This is a genomic window from Pseudomonas sp. FSL W7-0098, assembly GCF_005930585.1.
GTDB classification, from domain to species: Bacteria; Pseudomonadota; Gammaproteobacteria; order Pseudomonadales; family Pseudomonadaceae; genus Aquipseudomonas; species Aquipseudomonas bubulae.
The window spans coordinates 405,000-419,852 of sequence record NZ_RXHW01000004.1; the positions used below are offsets into that span (position 1 = coordinate 405,000).

At 55.9% G+C, this 14,853-nt stretch carries 14 protein-coding genes; 6 read left to right on the plus strand and 8 right to left on the minus strand.

Features of this window, described 5'->3' with window-relative positions:
- Positions 1-7: 7 nt before the first annotated feature.
- The 3 genes from FHL07_RS10055 to folE2 are packed head-to-tail and all read right to left on the minus strand — an operon-like array spanning position 8 to position 2,426.
- Positions 8-874, minus strand: coding sequence for a metal ABC transporter permease (locus FHL07_RS10055; RefSeq protein WP_095026785.1), 867 nt, complete (start codon positions 872-874; stop codon positions 8-10).
- Positions 874-1,533 (minus strand): metal ABC transporter ATP-binding protein, encoded by a 660-nt coding sequence (locus tag FHL07_RS10060; protein ID WP_138738426.1) that lies wholly within the window; start codon positions 1,531-1,533, stop codon positions 874-876. The genes FHL07_RS10055 and FHL07_RS10060 overlap by 1 nt, the downstream gene beginning before the upstream one ends.
- Positions 1,533-2,426, minus strand: coding sequence for a GTP cyclohydrolase FolE2 (gene folE2, locus FHL07_RS10065; protein ID WP_095024797.1), 894 nt, complete (start codon positions 2,424-2,426; stop codon positions 1,533-1,535). Before folE2 ends, FHL07_RS10060 begins: the two co-directional genes overlap by 1 nt.
- Positions 2,427-2,553: 127 nt before the next feature.
- Between folE2 and FHL07_RS10070 the strand changes: the two genes are divergently transcribed.
- The 4 genes from FHL07_RS10070 to FHL07_RS10085 all read left to right on the plus strand — a co-directional run bounded on the left by FHL07_RS10070 (position 2,554) and on the right by FHL07_RS10085 (position 6,731).
- A complete protein-coding gene (locus FHL07_RS10070) occupies positions 2,554-3,765 on the plus strand; it encodes an N-acetylmuramoyl-L-alanine amidase (RefSeq protein ID WP_094999556.1) in 1,212 nt (403 codons plus the stop codon).
- A gap of 93 nt (positions 3,766-3,858) precedes the next feature.
- Positions 3,859-5,067: a zinc metallochaperone GTPase ZigA gene (gene zigA, locus FHL07_RS10075; protein WP_138738427.1), complete on the plus strand. Its 1,209-nt coding sequence runs from the start codon at positions 3,859-3,861 to the stop codon at positions 5,065-5,067.
- Positions 5,064-5,717 carry a DUF1826 domain-containing protein gene (locus FHL07_RS10080; protein WP_095017938.1) on the plus strand — a complete coding sequence of 218 codons (654 nt, stop codon included), beginning with the start codon at positions 5,064-5,066 and terminating at the stop codon, positions 5,715-5,717. Before zigA ends, FHL07_RS10080 begins: the two co-directional genes overlap by 4 nt.
- A gap of 39 nt (positions 5,718-5,756) precedes the next feature.
- Positions 5,757-6,731 (plus strand): CobW family GTP-binding protein, encoded by a 975-nt coding sequence (locus FHL07_RS10085; protein WP_138738428.1) that lies wholly within the window; start codon positions 5,757-5,759, stop codon positions 6,729-6,731.
- A gap of 199 nt (positions 6,732-6,930) precedes the next feature.
- Here FHL07_RS10085 and FHL07_RS10090 read toward each other — a convergent pair whose 3' ends face one another.
- Positions 6,931-7,332 carry a DUF3301 domain-containing protein gene (locus tag FHL07_RS10090; protein ID WP_138738429.1) on the minus strand — a complete coding sequence of 134 codons (402 nt, stop codon included), beginning with the start codon at positions 7,330-7,332 and terminating at the stop codon, positions 6,931-6,933.
- A gap of 113 nt (positions 7,333-7,445) precedes the next feature.
- Between FHL07_RS10090 and pdxY the strand changes: the two genes are divergently transcribed.
- Positions 7,446-8,318: a pyridoxal kinase PdxY gene (gene pdxY, locus FHL07_RS10095; protein ID WP_095020586.1), complete on the plus strand. Its 873-nt coding sequence runs from the start codon at positions 7,446-7,448 to the stop codon at positions 8,316-8,318.
- A gap of 30 nt (positions 8,319-8,348) precedes the next feature.
- Here the strand turns inward: pdxY and FHL07_RS10100 are convergent, their stop codons facing one another.
- Complete coding sequence (locus FHL07_RS10100) at positions 8,349-8,834, minus strand: acyl-CoA thioesterase (RefSeq protein WP_094999550.1); 486 nt, start codon at positions 8,832-8,834, stop codon at positions 8,349-8,351.
- Positions 8,835-9,121: 287 nt separating this feature from the next.
- On the opposite strand from FHL07_RS10100, the gene FHL07_RS10105 reads away from it, so the two are divergent.
- Positions 9,122-10,882 (plus strand): cation:proton antiporter, encoded by a 1,761-nt coding sequence (locus FHL07_RS10105; RefSeq protein ID WP_094999549.1) that lies wholly within the window; start codon positions 9,122-9,124, stop codon positions 10,880-10,882.
- Between the two features lie 95 nt (positions 10,883-10,977).
- Here the strand turns inward: FHL07_RS10105 and FHL07_RS10110 are convergent, their stop codons facing one another.
- The 3 genes from FHL07_RS10110 to uvrD form a co-directional block, all read right to left on the minus strand.
- Positions 10,978-11,385, minus strand: a complete 408-nt coding sequence (locus FHL07_RS10110) for an SMI1/KNR4 family protein (protein ID WP_016782918.1) — start codon at positions 11,383-11,385, stop codon at positions 10,978-10,980.
- Between the two features lie 133 nt (positions 11,386-11,518).
- Complete coding sequence (locus tag FHL07_RS10115) at positions 11,519-12,364, minus strand: Tim44 domain-containing protein (RefSeq protein ID WP_094999548.1); 846 nt, start codon at positions 12,362-12,364, stop codon at positions 11,519-11,521.
- Between the two features lie 263 nt (positions 12,365-12,627).
- The gene (gene uvrD, locus FHL07_RS10120; protein WP_094999547.1) at positions 12,628-14,811 is read right to left on the minus strand and encodes a DNA helicase II; all 2,184 of its coding nucleotides are present in this window, start codon (positions 14,809-14,811) and stop codon (positions 12,628-12,630) included.
- Positions 14,812-14,853: the final 42 nt, after the last annotated feature.

A 14,853-nucleotide genomic window follows, 5' to 3' on the forward strand; every position in this document is an offset into this window, starting at 1 on the left:
TTGCACCTCATCGGGATGACAGCAAAGGCGGTCGGCGCAGCAAACCGTGTACCGGACCAAAAATGACAGACAACGCATAGCTGCAACCCGCTATCAGCACGATGGCCGGGCCGCTGGGCAGTGAGTAATAAAACGACAGCAAAAGGCCCAGCCAAACCGAAACGCAGCCAATCGCAGCCGAGATCAGGATCAGCACAGGCAGTCGACGGCTCCAGAAGCGCGAGGCAATAGCCGGCAACATCATCAGGCCAACCACCATCAGTGCGCCGATAGCCTGAAAGCCGATCACCAGATTCAACACCACCAATGTCAGGAATAGCCCGTGAGCCAATGGCCCCAGCCGACTGACACTGCGAAGGAATAGAGGATCCAGGGTGTCGAGCAACAATGGGCGGTAGATGGCTGCCATCAGCAGCATGCTGAAGCCGGTTACCCAGAGCATGCCCGTGAGCGTCTGGCTGTCGACGGCCAAGGCTGAACCAAACAACAGATGGAGCAGATCAAGACGTTTACCGGCGATGCCAAGGATCAATATGCCGCTGGCCAATGAGATCGGGTAAATCGCCGCGAGGCTGGCATCTTCACGCAAGCCGGTGCGCCGAGTGATCCAGGCTGACACTCCGGCCATGCTCAAACCCGCCCCCAACCCCCCCAATGTCAAAGCAGGCAGGCTCAGCCCGGCAAACCAAAAACCCAGCGCAGCTCCGGGGAGAATGCCGTGTGCGACTGCATCACCAATCAAACTCATGCGCCGCAAGATCAAAAAAACGCCCAGGGGGGCCGTGCTACATGCCAGTACCAGACCGCCAAATAAGGCTCGGCGCATAAAGACAAATTCCTGGAACGGTTGCCATAACTGGCTGGCGATAACCATCAGGCGACCTGCGGCGGGTTGATCAGTTGCTCGGTCGGCGCCAGTAAGTTGCCGCTGCTTTTAATCAATAATGTTTGGGGGATATGTTTGCGAACGGCGTTAAGGTCATGGCACACAACCAGCAACGTTCGGCCTTCGGTTTGCCATCTCTGGATATGTTGCCAGAGCAGTTCTTGCCCCAGTTCATCGAGAGCTGCATGGGGTTCATCCAGTAGCAACACCGAGGCATCGGCAAGGCATAAGCGGGCCAGAAGCGAGCGTTGCAATTCACCGCCCGACAGGGCCATAAGCGGTCGGTGTTCCAGGCCGTCTAAATGCCAGTCTGCCAAGACAGCGTTCAACCGGTCGTTTCGTTGTTGGGCCGTTTGCTTCTTGCCCCAAAATCCCGCAGCCACCAACTCTTGCAAACTGATGGGGAATTGCCGATCCATAAATTGTTGTTGAGGCATAAAGGCCACGTTGCCTTGGCGTGGAACATCCAGCACAACTTTTCCCGAGAGCGGCTTTTGCAGCCCCGCAATCACTTTGAGCAAACTGCTTTTGCCGCAACCATTGGCGCCTATTACGGCTGTGAGGCTGCCTTTGACCAGGTTCATATTTAGCGCTGGAGTGAGGGGCTGACCCGGAACGCCCCAAGTCAGATGCTGACAAGCGATCATCACGCCTCCCAATTCCAAAAGCTTTCGGCCACGGCGTCATGGCTGTGCAAACTTTCTGCGTGAACAACTTTAAGTTTGAACGCCTCCACGCCAGAAGTTTTCTGCAACACCGTGTTGAGCCTTCGGGCCGCGTCTTCGCAGAACATCAAGTTTTGACCGTTGGCCAGTGCGAAGGCTTGTTCGTCGGCGCGTTTTACCGCTGTTTGAACGGCAGTCCCTAATGCGCCTTCGGCGTTATTGATGATTGTTTCCAGAGGCAGTTGTGGGAACTGATGTCCCAAACGAATCGTTAGATGTGCAGCGCTTCGCTGGCTGTGTGGTGTGGCCACGATACCTTTTGAACTACCGAGCCAAGCAAGAACATCTGCGTGTTGCAGTGATGTGTTGGCGAAATCATCGATGAATTGTCGCTGTATTAATTGCCGTGCGAGCGCCGCTGAGCAGGGGCATGTGGAGGAGTAACTCACGAGAATTTTTAGTTCCACGTGGAACATTCCGTTTTTCAAACTCGCTTCAATGCTTGTTGGATAGCTTTTCCAGCCTGCCAATGGGCTGACTAAGGCCGAGCGTTTGAGCAGTACATCGCTGTGAATTCGCACATAGGCTTTGTTCGATAAACCTTCGTGGCTGTCGAGAAAGCACTGCAATAGTTGCCTGAGCAGGGCAGGCGTAAGGTTTTCCGTTTCCAGCTGATCCAACGCCAGATACAGGCGAGACATGTGAATGCCCCGTGCAGTGGCATCTACGAGATTGACGCCGGCATCTATTTTCGCGCTGAGGCGTTGGCCGTTGATTAATACCGGGGAAGCAATGCCGCACATACCGACCCATTCAAGCGCTATTGCTTGCTGGGATGACTGCGCGGCGATATCTGGCAAAGTCAGCGCATTCATAAAGTGAGATCCGTCGCAGAGTGTTTTGACATGTTATATTATAACTATAAAGTCGACGATGCTTTTTTGCTGGGGCATACACACAGCAATCTTGAGTACGGATGCTCCCTTATCTGCGGTACAGGCCATGCACAGACGTCAACTGCTCAACTGGCTGCTTGCCAGTTCCGTATTCACATTGCCGCTGGGAATTTCAGCTGCCCAAATTCAGCACGCCAGGCTATGGCGCACCGGGAATACCTTGCGTCTGGTTCTGGATCTGAGTGGGCCGGTGCAGTACAAAACCTTCTCATTAACGGCTCCCGATCGGCTGATTATTGATGTGAGTGGTGCCAGCCTGAAGGGGGATTTCAGTGAGTTGGTACTGGCCAATACGGGCCTGCGTTCGATTCGCTCCGGGCATTACGGCCAGGGTGATACGCGCATCGTGCTGGACCTGGATGAGCCGGTTCAGCTCAGCAGTTTTCTGCTGCCACCCCAGGGCGGGCAAGGTCACAGGCTGGTGCTAGACCTGGCCAAAAGTGCGGTCGCCAAACTGGGTGTGGCAGCGGCAACGCCAAGCAACACACACCCCAAACGCGACATTATTGTGGTGATTGACCCCGGGCACGGGGGTAAGGATCCGGGTGCGACGAGCGCCAAAGGCCATCGTGAAAAGGATGTTGTTTTGTCCATCGCCCAGCTGCTGGCCAAGCGCCTCAAGCGTGAAAAAGGCTTTGATGCACGGCTGGTGCGCAATGATGATTTCTTTGTCCCCCTGCGCAAGCGGGTAGAAGTCGCTCACAAGCACAATGCAGACCTGTTTATTTCGGTGCATGCAGACGCCGCGCCGCGCCTTACGGCGTCTGGAGCATCGGTGTACGCGCTCTCGGAGGGTGGTGCCACATCGGCCACAGCGCGGTATATGGCACAGCGTGAAAATGGTGTGGATCTGCTCGGTGCCACCCGCCTTTTGAACCTTAAAGACAAAGACCCGATGCTCGCAGGCGTGATCCTCGATATGTCCATGAATGCCACCATCGCGGCCAGTTTGCAGTTGGGCAACACCATTCTGGGCAGCCTTTCGGGCATCACCTCACTGCATCAAAAACGCGTGGAACAGGCCGGTTTTGCCGTGCTCAAGTCGCCGGATATTCCGTCGATTCTGGTAGAGACGGGCTTTATGTCCAACCCCCGCGACAGCGAGCGCTTGATCACCGCGCGTCATCAACAGGCGGTAGCCGAGGGTTTATTTAACGGATTAATCGCTTATTTTCAGAAAAATCCGCCCGCCAGCAGCCATATGGCGTGGGTTAACGAACAGAAAAACAGTACGTTCGTCACTTCAGGGTTGTCTTAAATGTATTGTTATAATGTATCATTTATTGATCCGGTATCGGATTGACTGCCAAGCGGGCGTTTTGACCTGCAGCCCTGATGAGGAAATATCCAGATGTCGAATCGTCTTCCTGTAACTGTTCTCTCAGGCTTTTTAGGTGCAGGTAAAAGCACGCTGCTCAATTATATTTTGCGCAACCGCGACAACTTGCGCGTGGCCGTGATCGTTAACGATATGAGCGAAATAAATATTGATGGCGGTGAAGTACAGCGCGATGTGACCTTGAACCGGGCTGAAGAAAAACTGGTCGAAATGAGCAACGGCTGCATCTGTTGCACCCTGCGTGAAGACTTGCTTGAAGAGGTCAGCGCACTGGCCAGGGAGGGTCGATTTGATTATTTATTGATCGAGTCGACCGGTATTTCAGAACCGCTGCCTGTGGCAGAAACTTTTACGTTTCGTGATGAATCAGGACAAAGCCTGGCCGATATTGCCCGCCTGGATACAATGGTTACAGTGGTCGACGGGCTGAATTTTCTTCAGGATTATCAAGCCGCAGAGAGCCTGGATTCACGGGGTGAAACCCTTGGAGAATCAGACGAACGGTCAATTACTGATTTATTGATCGAACAAGTTGAGTTCGCTGACGTCATTTTAATCAGCAAAATTGATTTAATAAGTTCCGACGAACGGCAAGAATTAATGGCCATTCTGCAACGCCTCAACGCTCAGGCCGAAATAATGCCTATGGTCATGGGTGAAATTGCGCTGCATAAAATTCTCGATACCGGCCGGTTTGACTTTGACCGTGCGGCGCAGGCACCGGGCTGGTTGCAAGAGTTACGCGGTGAGCATGTGCCCGAAACCGAAGAGTACGGCATCGCCTCCAGTGCCTATCGTGCGCGCCGGCCTTTTCATCCCGAACGTTTTTTCAATTTTATCGAGCGGCCCTGGACTAATGGCAAACTGCTGCGCTCCAAAGGTTTTTTCTGGCTGGCCAGTAAATTTCAGGAGGCGGGCAGTTGGTCTCAGGCTGGCGGTCTGATGCGCTATGGGTTTGCCGGTCGCTGGTGGCGCTTTGTGCCCCGCGACCAATGGCCGCAGGAGCCGCAAGCCAAGGCAGAAATATTGCAAAAATGGCTGCCGGATACGGGAGATTGCCGCCAGGAATTGGTGTTTATCGGTCAGCACATCGACTTCGACCGGCTGACGGCTGAACTCGATGCCTGCTTGCTCAACGATGCTGAAATGGCCCTGGGCGAAGCGAGCTGGAAATTGCTGAGCGATCCTTTTGGCGACTGGTATGAAGAGGTGGCTGCATGAAGAATGCATTTGCCTTTACCGCTCAGCCGTTGATCGATCAGGTTCGTGGGCAGACGCCTGAAATCATGACCCGAATTCTGGATGAAGACGTCAACCTGGCGATCTGGCAGCGTCAGTTACCTGTGCATATCGTCGATTTCGGGGCTTTATTGCTTTCGCTGGACGAGCCATTGGCTGACGCCATCGTGATAGATATGCCCAACGAAAAGGCTCAGCCCAACCTGACAGGCTTGGCTGCCAGGTTTAATGATCTGGAAGGCTATGCAGGCTTTATTGCAGACGTTTCCTGGCTGGTGAGTGCCTACGCGTGCCTGTTGGGCGCAAAACGCATTGGGCTGCGTCTCAGAGCCCTGGATAAAGCCATGTGCCCCCGCTTTCATGTGGACCATGTACCTGTACGTCTTATTACCACTTATGCAGGGATTGGTAGCCAGTGGCTGCAGGAAGGCGTAATGGAGCGTCGTCAGTTAGGGCAGGTGCAGGCCGAACCCGCCCGTGCAGAGTTGATTCAGCAAATAAACGCCGGTGAAGTTGCCTTGCTCAAGGGGGAGAAGTGGCAGGGTAACGAGGGAGCGGGGTTGATCCATCGTTCGCCGGCACTGGCACCGGGCGAGCGCAGGCTGATTTTGACCCTCGATTGGCTGGCCTGAGGCATATTGCTTGCTTCAATCCGTACAGAAGCTGGCCTCATGTTGCAAAACATACCTACCCACGTGATTGCCGGGCCGCTTGGCGCCGGCAAAACCAGTCTGATTCAGCACCTGATGGCGCACAAACCGCCACACGAACGCTGGGCGGTGCTGGTCAATGAGTTCGGTCAGATCGGCCTGGATGCGGCCCTGATGAGCCAGGGAAGCGATGACATTGCTATCACCGAAGTGGCGGGTGGCTGTGTGTGCTGCGTCAATGGCGCGCCTTTTCAGATCGGTTTGAGTCGCCTTTTGCGCAAGTCCAGGCCCGATCGCCTGTTTATCGAGCCTTCCGGTTTAGGCCATCCCGCACAGATTCTAAAGCAGCTCGGTGAAGCGCCCTGGCTGGGGGTTTTGGCCCTCCAGCCGTGCGTCATGGTGCTCGATGCGCAAGCGATGGCTCAGGGCAAACCTTTGCCAAAAACCCAGCAAGAGGCCCTGAAAAGTGCCGGTTTACTGGTCATGAATAAATCTAATAGTGTCCCAAATGAGCAACGTGAGCAGATTGCATGCAGCCTGCCAAAGTGCCCTGTTTTATGGGTCGAGCATGGCCGCATCCCTTTAAATACGCTGCCTGTAGCCTATATGAATATCGCTCATGCTGTGGATAACTCATTGATTTATAGGGATTTTAATCATATTGGCAGTGTGTTTTCCGACCCGCGTACGCCGATGGTGATGACTCAACATCAGCCCGAAGGATGGAGCGCAGGTTGGCGCTGGCACCCCTCTCGGCAATTTGACCTGGATCTGTTGCAACAGTGGCTCGAAAGCCTGGATTGGCAGCGTGCAAAGCTGGTTATTCATGGTTCGGCGGGCTGGTTTTCGAACAATTCTGTGGATAACTCGATCGCGCAATGGAGATCGAGTGAGTGGCGCAAGGATTCACGCCTCGAATTGATTTTTGCTCAGCCCCAGGATCTGGATTTGCTTTGCTCGGGGCTGGAAAGTTGTCTACTCAAGGAGGTTTTTTAGGTAGCAGGCCCGTGTTGCGAGGCATAAAACCCAGGGTTTTAGCGGGTTCTGTGCTGGTAAAATTGTCCTACAACTTGAAGTGTGCGCAGGAGATTTGCACCGTTAAAACCTCACGGAGGTGTCTATCTCAATGGTTTTAGCGAGGTTGCGCGGAAAGTTATCCACAGGCGCCCGGCATGCAGGCGCTGAAAGGCAGGGCTCAGTGGCGGGTCTTGCTGTGTTCCTGGCGCCACTGGCTGAGTTCGATCACCTGAGCGCTGGGAATGACACTTGGCTCGGCTTCGGTCTTGAACGGGTAGGGCGGGAGCTCGATTTTTACGCTGTGGGCGCCGAACTGGGTGATGGTTCCGGTATGACGCTGATCACCGGTCACCGTGAATTCAAAGTTATACACACGGGCCAGGCGTTTATGGCCGTTGGCGTCGGGGATCAGACCGATTTTTTTAAGCGCCACGTTTTCATCGAGCAGTTCGATATCGAGGTTTTTGCAGTGTTGCTTGACCCGCTCCAGCGCCCGCTCGCGCAGCCCATGGTTGTGCCACAGCCAGGCAGCGCCTGCAGCCAGCAGCATGAGGACGAACATATTTCCCAGGGTCAGCATTACATGTGCTCCAACAGATTGTGCTCAGCTTAACTGCGTCTTCAACCTGTCGTACAGGCCGCGTTTGGTCGCATACTGCGTGGCTTGAATCCACCCGTAGTCTGGAATCCGGCATGAAACGTACACCTCATTTACTCGCCATCCAATCCCACGTGGTTTTCGGCCATGCCGGCAACAGCGCAGCGGTTTTTCCCATGCAGCGCGTCGGGGTGAATGTCTGGCCTCTGAACACGGTGCAATTCTCCAATCACACTCAGTATGGCCAGTGGACGGGGGAAGTGTTGGCTCCCGAGCAAATTCCTTCGCTGGTCGACGGAATCGCCGCCATCGGCGAGCTGGGCAGCTGTGATGCGGTCTTGTCCGGTTACCTGGGCAGTGCGGCGCAGGGGCGGGCCATTTTAAGCGGGGTGGCGCGTATCAAGGCTGTTAATCCCCATGCACTGTACCTGTGCGACCCGGTAATGGGGCACCCGGAGAAAGGTTGTATCGTGCCTCAGGAAGTCAGTGACTTTCTGCTTGAAGAAGCTGCCGCTATGGCCGATTTTTTGTGCCCCAACCAACTCGAACTGGACAGTTTTTGCGGCCGCCATCCGCAATCGTTGTTTGACTGCCTGGCCATGGCCCGCAGCTTGCTGGCCCGCGGCCCGAAAGCGGTGCTGGTGAAGCATTTGTCGTATCCGGGCAAACCGCCTGAAAGTTTCGAGATGCTGCTGGTCACGGCAGAGGGCAACTGGCACTTGCGTCGGCCGCTGCTTGCCTTCCCGCGCCAGCCAGTGGGCGTAGGCGACCTGACCTCAGGTTTGTTCCTGGCGAGAGTGCTGCTGGGCGACAGCCTGGTGGCTGCGTTTGAATTTACCGCTGCGGCGGTGCATGAGGTGTTGCTGGAAACCCAGGCCTGCACCAGCTATGAATTGCAGCTGGTACGGGCCCAGGACCGCATTGCCCATCCGCGTGTGCGGTTTGAGGCAGTGCCGATCAGTTTGTAAGCAAACTGAACAAAACCTGTGGGAGCGGGCTTACAGTGTTTCGTCTTTTAGCTCGCGGTAGCGCTGCTCCAGCTCCTGACGGATCTGGCGGCGTTGCTTGCCCTGGATAAAGCGGCGCTTGTCTTCGCTGTTCACTGGCTGCAACGGCGGAACAGCGGCCGGCTTACGGTCGTCGTCCACGGCTACCATGGTGAAGAAGCAGCTGTTGGTGTGGCGCACCGAGCGCTCGCGGATATTTTCGGTAACGACCTTGATGCCAACTTCCATCGAGGTGTTGCCGGTGTAGTTGACCGAGGCGAGGAAGGTCACCAGTTCACCGACATGAATCGGCTCGCGAAAAATCACCTGATCCACCGACAAGGTGACCACATACCGCCCCGCATAGCGGCTGGCGCAGGCATAGGCGACTTCATCGAGGTACTTGAGCAGGGTTCCGCCGTGAACATTGCCAGAAAAATTGGCCATGTCCGGGGTCATCAAGACCGTCATCGACAGTTGGGAGTTTCCGGGTTCCATAGCAGCAGGCTCGTGGTTGTGTTGCAGCAGTGAAATGGGTATCTCTGTGGATACTTGTCGATTTTTGAAACAGTGATTAACGGGACGCTGCCGTGTTGGCTGCCGTCACGCTTATCTCTATCTGTTTCCATATATTGCACCGCCTTTCTGTCGCAAGTCGCGGTGTTAACCTGCAAAAGTCCGTTAGTCGGATACTTCCTACATTTTAAACAGTCGATACGCGCGGCCTGACAGGCTGTGTCTGTCGTCATGTTGCCTGGTGAATATCAAACAAGGAGTGCCACGCCATGCATGCCATCAGTTTTATTCAGGATCTGGCAGTCATCATGCTGGTCGCAGGTGTGGTGACGATTCTTTTCCACAGGTTCAAACAGCCGGTGGTACTGGGCTATATCGTTGCAGGTTTTATTATCGGCCCGCACACCCCGCCGTTTGGCCTGATTCACGATGAAGAAACGATCAAGACCCTGGCTGAGCTGGGGGTGATCTTTTTGATGTTCTGTCTGGGGCTGGAGTTCAGCCTGCGCAAGTTGTTCAAGGTCGGGGCCACAGCCTTTATCGCAGCGTTTATGGAAATCACGCTGATGATCTGGATTGGTTATGAAATTGGCCGCTGGTTCGACTGGAACACCATGGATTCGCTGTTTCTGGGCGCCATCCTGGCCATTTCATCTACCACCATCATCGTCAAGGCCCTCAACGACCTCAAGATGAAAAACGAGCGCTTTGCCCAGCTGATTTTTGGCGTGCTGATCGTTGAAGACATTTTGGGTATCGGGATTATTGCGCTGCTGTCGAGCATTGCGGTCAGCGGCAGCGTCAGCCCCGAAGAGGTTTTTTCGACCGTCGGTAAATTGTCATTGTTTATGATCGTGGCGTTGGTTATCGGCATTTTGCTGGTGCCGCGTGTGCTGGCGTATGTAGCCCGATTCGAAAGCAATGAAATGCTGCTGATCACTGTGCTGGGCCTGTGTTTTGGCTTTTGCCTGCTGGTGGTCAAGCTGGAATACAGCATGGTGCTCGGGGCGTTTTTGATCGGTGCAATCATGGCCGAATCGCGTCAGTTACTGAAAATCGAGCGTCTGATTGAACCGGTGCGTGATTTGTTCAGTGCAATATTCTTTGTCGCCATCGGGTTGATGCTCGACCCGGCCATCCTGCTGGAGTACGCGCTGCCAATTGTGGTGATCACTATCGCCGTGGTGCTGGGCAAGATGCTCTCCTGCGGTTTGGGGGCCTTTATCGCAGGCAATGATGGACGTACCTCGCTGCGAGTCGGAATGGGGCTTTCGCAGATTGGGGAGTTTTCTTTCATTATCGCGGCGCTGGGTATGACATTGCAGGTCACCAGCAGCTTCCTGTACCCCGTAGCAGTGGCCGTCTCCGTATTGACCACCCTGATGACCCCTTACCTGATTCGCGCCGCAGACCCGCTCTCGCTCAAGCTGGCACAGGTGGTGCCTGGTCGCTTGTCACGGGTGTTGGGGTTATATGGCGAATGGCTGCGCAGTATTCAGCCACAGGGCGAAGGGGCGTTGTTGGCGGCCATGATTCGCAAGATCTTGCTGCAAGTTGGGGTCAATCTGGCCCTGGTCATCGCTATTTTCTTTGCCGGCGGTTATTTCGCACCGCGCATCGGCCGTTATTTGCAGGGCTGGATTCTGGAGCCGAGCTGGCAAAAAGGGATGATCTGGGGGGCTGCTTTGCTGCTGTCGTTGCCGTTCCTGATTGCGGCGTATCGCAAGCTCAAGGCGCTTTCGATGCTACTGGCCGAGATGGGGGTCAAGCCGGAAATGGCAGGGCGCCATACGCAGCGCGTGCGCCGGGTGATCTCGGAAGTCATCCCGATTCTGTCGTTGCTGGTGATTTTTCTGCTGCTGTCGGCCTTGTCGGCAAGCATCCTGCCCACCAACGAGTTGCTGATGGTGATTGCGGTGGTGGCGGCGGGGGTTGCGGCGCTGTTGTGGCGCTGGTTTATCCGGATTCACACGCGCATGCAGGTTGCACTGCTGGAAACGCTGGATAACCACAAGGAGGGGGGGCACTGACAGCCCGCTGACCAATGGCTGGAAAGCGGGGATGCCCGGGGGCTGTTGATGTTTCGTTGTGGCTCACAACGAAACGTCAACCAACCCTGGAGGTATCAGCTTTCCAGCCAGACGTCGCGCGCCCAGTGCCAGACCGATTCCCAGGTTTCTTCAGTGACGAGTTCTTCTTCGCCGGACCACAGCACCACGGTGCCGTCTTCTTCCACGCAGTAGTAGTCGTCGCCGTCCTGGCAAATAGGGATCAGGCTGCGATCAACGCCAGCATCCCAGGCATTTGCCGCCACTTCCGGCAGATAGGTGTGCGATTGTGGGTCGGTCACTGTGACCGGCTCCAGGCTGCCATACACCACGTCACTGACGGTCAGCAGAAATTCTCTGAAGACAAATGGAATATCGATGAACAGCTGCTCTTCGATTTCCACCAACTGGTCTTCTTCAGGCAGTTCCAGGGGAACCGGTACAGGCTCGTTTTTTTCGCGTAGCTCTTCAATAATCTCTTCCACGACCTCATCCTCATGCTCTATGGCGCGGTTTATATGACGCGCTTTATACAGTAGCTCGTTATAAGTGCAATCGTGAAATGCAAAGCCCCGGACAAGTCCGGGGCTTTGGTAAACGCATGTGTAACTCGCAGGGTTAGCCGTTCTGGCGGATACCTGCCACCAGCCAAGGCTGGTTGTCGCCTTGCTGACGTTCCATGTTCCAGCTTTCGCTGAAGGCTTCGCCCTGGTCAAAGCGCGAGTTTTTCGACACGCCGCTGAAGGTCAGGGTTGCAATGGTTTTGTCTGCGCGATCGTCCAGGCCGTCCAGTTGCACGGTCAGGTTGTCGATGTAGGTGGACTGGAAGCCATCACCCAGCTCAGCGCGTTCACGCTTGAGGAAGTCGAGCATCTGCGGGGTCACGAACTCGGCGATCTTGTCCATTTCGTTGGCATCCCAGTGCTGTTGCAGGGACTGGAAATGGTTGCGCGCGGCTTCCAGGAAGTTTTGCTCGTTAAACCAGGCTGGAGCGTTGATCACCGGACGTGCTGCAGGGGCAGCCGAACCACCGAAGATCGAAGCAGCAGGCTTGGCGTCGAACGCTTCGCGTTGCATGGGTGCGTGGCCAGCAGGGGCCATCATGTCAGCTTGTTTGCGACGACGGGCCGCGATAAAGCGGAAGATCAGGAAGGCGATAACCGCCATGATCAGGATGTCGAAGAACTGCATGCCCTGGAAGCCGCCGCCCATGAACATGGACGCCAGCAGGCCACCGGCAGCGAGGCCGGCCAGAGGGCCGAGCCAGCGCGAAGCACCGCCGGCCTTGGCTGCGGCGCCTGCGGCACCGGCAGCCGCCGGGGCTGCAGCTGGAGCAGCTTGACGCGTTTGGTGGCTAGGCGCTGCACCCGCGCTTTTGCCGCCACCGAAGCGCTTGGCGTTCGCGTCGATGCTCATCGTCAAGCCGATGCACAACGCCATGGCGATGCTAAGAAAACGTTTCATAAGGGGTTCCCATTTGTGGATATCACGCGCGCCATGTTGCACAGATGAGTTGTGACTGGCTAGCGGTGAAGTGTTTCGGGCTTTTGCTTATTTGTTTGTAGGGCTAGGATTTATTTTGCGTAGGAGAACATGTGGGAGCGAGCCTGCTCGCGAAAGCGGTGTATCAGCCAACAATAATATTGACTGATGTGCTCTCTTCGCGAGCAGGCTCGCTCCCACAGCGGTTTGTCTTACCTTATTCCCGCCAAGCTGTCGGGTTGCTGTCAGACCGCCTCAAGTTTGGCGTAGCCCATCATCAGCCATTTGCTGCCTTCGCTGAAGTTGACCTGTACCCGTGCCTGGGCACCTGCACCCTCGAAATTGAGGATGACGCCTTCGCCGAAGACCGCATGCTTGACCATCTGGCCGAGCTTGAATTCGGTTTCGGGAATCTCCGAACCACCAAACAGGGTGCTGGCGCTCTGCTTTTGACCGCCGCCGAAAGGACGACTGACACTGTTGGATAGTCGGACTTCCTGGATCAGACCCTTTGGTACTTCGCGTACGAAGCGTGAAACCTTATTGTAGGTTTCGCTGCCGTACAGGCGTCGGGTTTCTGCGTAGGTCATCACCAGGTTTTGCATGGCGCGGGTAATGCCTACGTAGGCCAGGCGTCGTTCCTCTTCGAGGCGACCGGGCTCTTCCAGGCTCATTTTGTGCGGGAACAGGCCTTCTTCCATGCCTACCAGGAACACGTACGGGAACTCCAGGCCTTTGGCGCTGTGCAGCGTCATCAGCTGAATACCGTCTTCATGCTCTTCGGCCTGGGTATCGCCAGCCTCCAGTGAGGCATGCCCGAGGAAGGCGGCCAATGGCGACAGCTCTTCGTCTTCGTCATTGTTCTCAAAGTTGCGTGCTGCGCTGACCAGCTCCTCAAGGTTTTCTACCCGGGCCTGGCCTTTTTCGCCTTTTTCCGCCTGATGGTAGGCAATCAGCCCGCTTTGCTCGATCACGGTTTGCGTCATCAGATGCAGAGGCATGTCCATGACTTTTGCCGCGAGGTTTTCGATCAGTTCCATAAAGCCGGCAATGGCACCCGAAGCACGGCCCGGCAGGGCTTTATTGGCGATCAGCTGGCGCATTGCTTCCCACATCGACACGTCGCTGTGACGTGCGTGTTCGCGAATGGCTTCGACGGTTTTTTCGCCAATGCCTCGGGCAGGTACGTTAATCACCCGCTCCAGCGCCGCATCATTGCCGCGACCTTCGAGCAGGCGCATATAGGCCATGGCATTTTTGATTTCCGCGCGTTCGAAGAAGCGCTGGCCGCCATAGATGCGGTAAGGGATGCGCTCGCGCAGCAAGGCTTCTTCAAGCACTCGCGACTGGGCGTTGGAACGGTACAAGATGGCGATATCGCTATGGGCGATGCCGGTTTTCAGAGCGCTTTCGATGGTTTCGACCACGTAGCGCGCTTCGTCATGTTCGTTGAACGCGGCGTACAGATTGATGGCTTCGCCTTCGCCGCCGTCAGTCCACAGCTCTTTGCCCATGCGCCCGGTGTTGTTGGCAATCAGGGCATTGGCCGCTTTGAGGATGCCCGCCGTGGAGCGGTAATTTTGCTCCAGACGAATGGTCTCGGCATCCGGGAAGTCGGTTGAGTACTGATAGATGTTTTCGATTTTTGCGCCGCGCCAGCCGTAGATCGACTGGTCGTCATCACCGACCACCATCAGGCTGTCGCCGCCCTGGGCCAGCAACCGCAGCCAGGCATATTGCACGGCGTTGGTATCCTGGAATTCGTCTACCAGGATGTGCCGGAAGCGTTTCTGGTAATGCGCCAGCAAGCCCGGGTTGTCGCGCCACAAATCAAGGGCACGCAGCAGCAGCTCGGAAAAATCGATCACACCGGCGCGTTGGCACGCGACCTCATAGGCCTCGTAAATATTGCGCATGGTGGCCAGGAACAAGTCGCCGCTGGCCTGGATATGTTTGGGGCGAAGGCCTTCGTCTTTTTGACCGTTGATAAACCACTGGGCCTGACGTACGGGCCAGCGCTGTTCATCCAGCCCCAGCTCACGGATCACACGCTTGACCAGGCGTTGCTGGTCGTCGCTGTCGAGGATCTGGAATGTCTGGCTAAGGCCGGCTTCTTGCCAGTGAGCCCGCAGCAGACGGTGAGCCAGGCCGTGGAAGGTGCCGACCCACATGCCTGCCGGGTTGATACCCATCAACTGCTCGATGCGGTGGCGCATCTCGGCAGCGGCCTTGTTGGTGAACGTCACCGACAGCACGGAGTGTGGGGACGCGTTTTCGACCTGGATCAGCCAGGCGATACGGTGCACCAGCACACGGGTTTTGCCGGAACCAGCGCCGGCCAGGACCAACTGACGCCCGACACTGGCCGTGACGGCCTGACGTTGGGCATCGTTGAGAGAATTTAACAAGAGAGAGAGATCATCGCGCATCGGGGCATTTTAGGGGCTGTTGGTGTTTCATTGCTAGCTGCG

What these genes read in the sequence shown, in the direction of transcription:
- FHL07_RS10055 (WP_095026785.1), bottom strand. Translation starts at nt 874, where the DNA reads ATGGTTATCGCCAGCCAGTTATGGCAACCGTTCCAGGAATTTGTCTTT.
- FHL07_RS10060 (WP_138738426.1), bottom strand. Translation starts at nt 1,533, where the DNA reads ATGATCGCTTGTCAGCATCTGACTTGGGGCGTTCCGGGTCAGCCCCTC.
- folE2 (WP_095024797.1), bottom strand. Translation starts at nt 2,426, where the DNA reads ATGAATGCGCTGACTTTGCCAGATATCGCCGCGCAGTCATCCCAGCAA.
- FHL07_RS10070 (WP_094999556.1), top strand. Translation starts at nt 2,554, where the DNA reads ATGCACAGACGTCAACTGCTCAACTGGCTGCTTGCCAGTTCCGTATTC.
- zigA (WP_138738427.1), top strand. Translation starts at nt 3,859, where the DNA reads ATGTCGAATCGTCTTCCTGTAACTGTTCTCTCAGGCTTTTTAGGTGCA.
- FHL07_RS10080 (WP_095017938.1), top strand. Translation starts at nt 5,064, where the DNA reads ATGAAGAATGCATTTGCCTTTACCGCTCAGCCGTTGATCGATCAGGTT.
- FHL07_RS10085 (WP_138738428.1), top strand. Translation starts at nt 5,757, where the DNA reads ATGTTGCAAAACATACCTACCCACGTGATTGCCGGGCCGCTTGGCGCC.
- FHL07_RS10090 (WP_138738429.1), bottom strand. Translation starts at nt 7,332, where the DNA reads ATGCTGACCCTGGGAAATATGTTCGTCCTCATGCTGCTGGCTGCAGGC.
- pdxY (WP_095020586.1), top strand. Translation starts at nt 7,446, where the DNA reads ATGAAACGTACACCTCATTTACTCGCCATCCAATCCCACGTGGTTTTC.
- FHL07_RS10100 (WP_094999550.1), bottom strand. Translation starts at nt 8,834, where the DNA reads ATGGAACCCGGAAACTCCCAACTGTCGATGACGGTCTTGATGACCCCG.
- FHL07_RS10105 (WP_094999549.1), top strand. Translation starts at nt 9,122, where the DNA reads ATGCATGCCATCAGTTTTATTCAGGATCTGGCAGTCATCATGCTGGTC.
- FHL07_RS10115 (WP_094999548.1), bottom strand. Translation starts at nt 12,364, where the DNA reads ATGAAACGTTTTCTTAGCATCGCCATGGCGTTGTGCATCGGCTTGACG.
- uvrD (WP_094999547.1), bottom strand. Translation starts at nt 14,811, where the DNA reads ATGCGCGATGATCTCTCTCTCTTGTTAAATTCTCTCAACGATGCCCAA.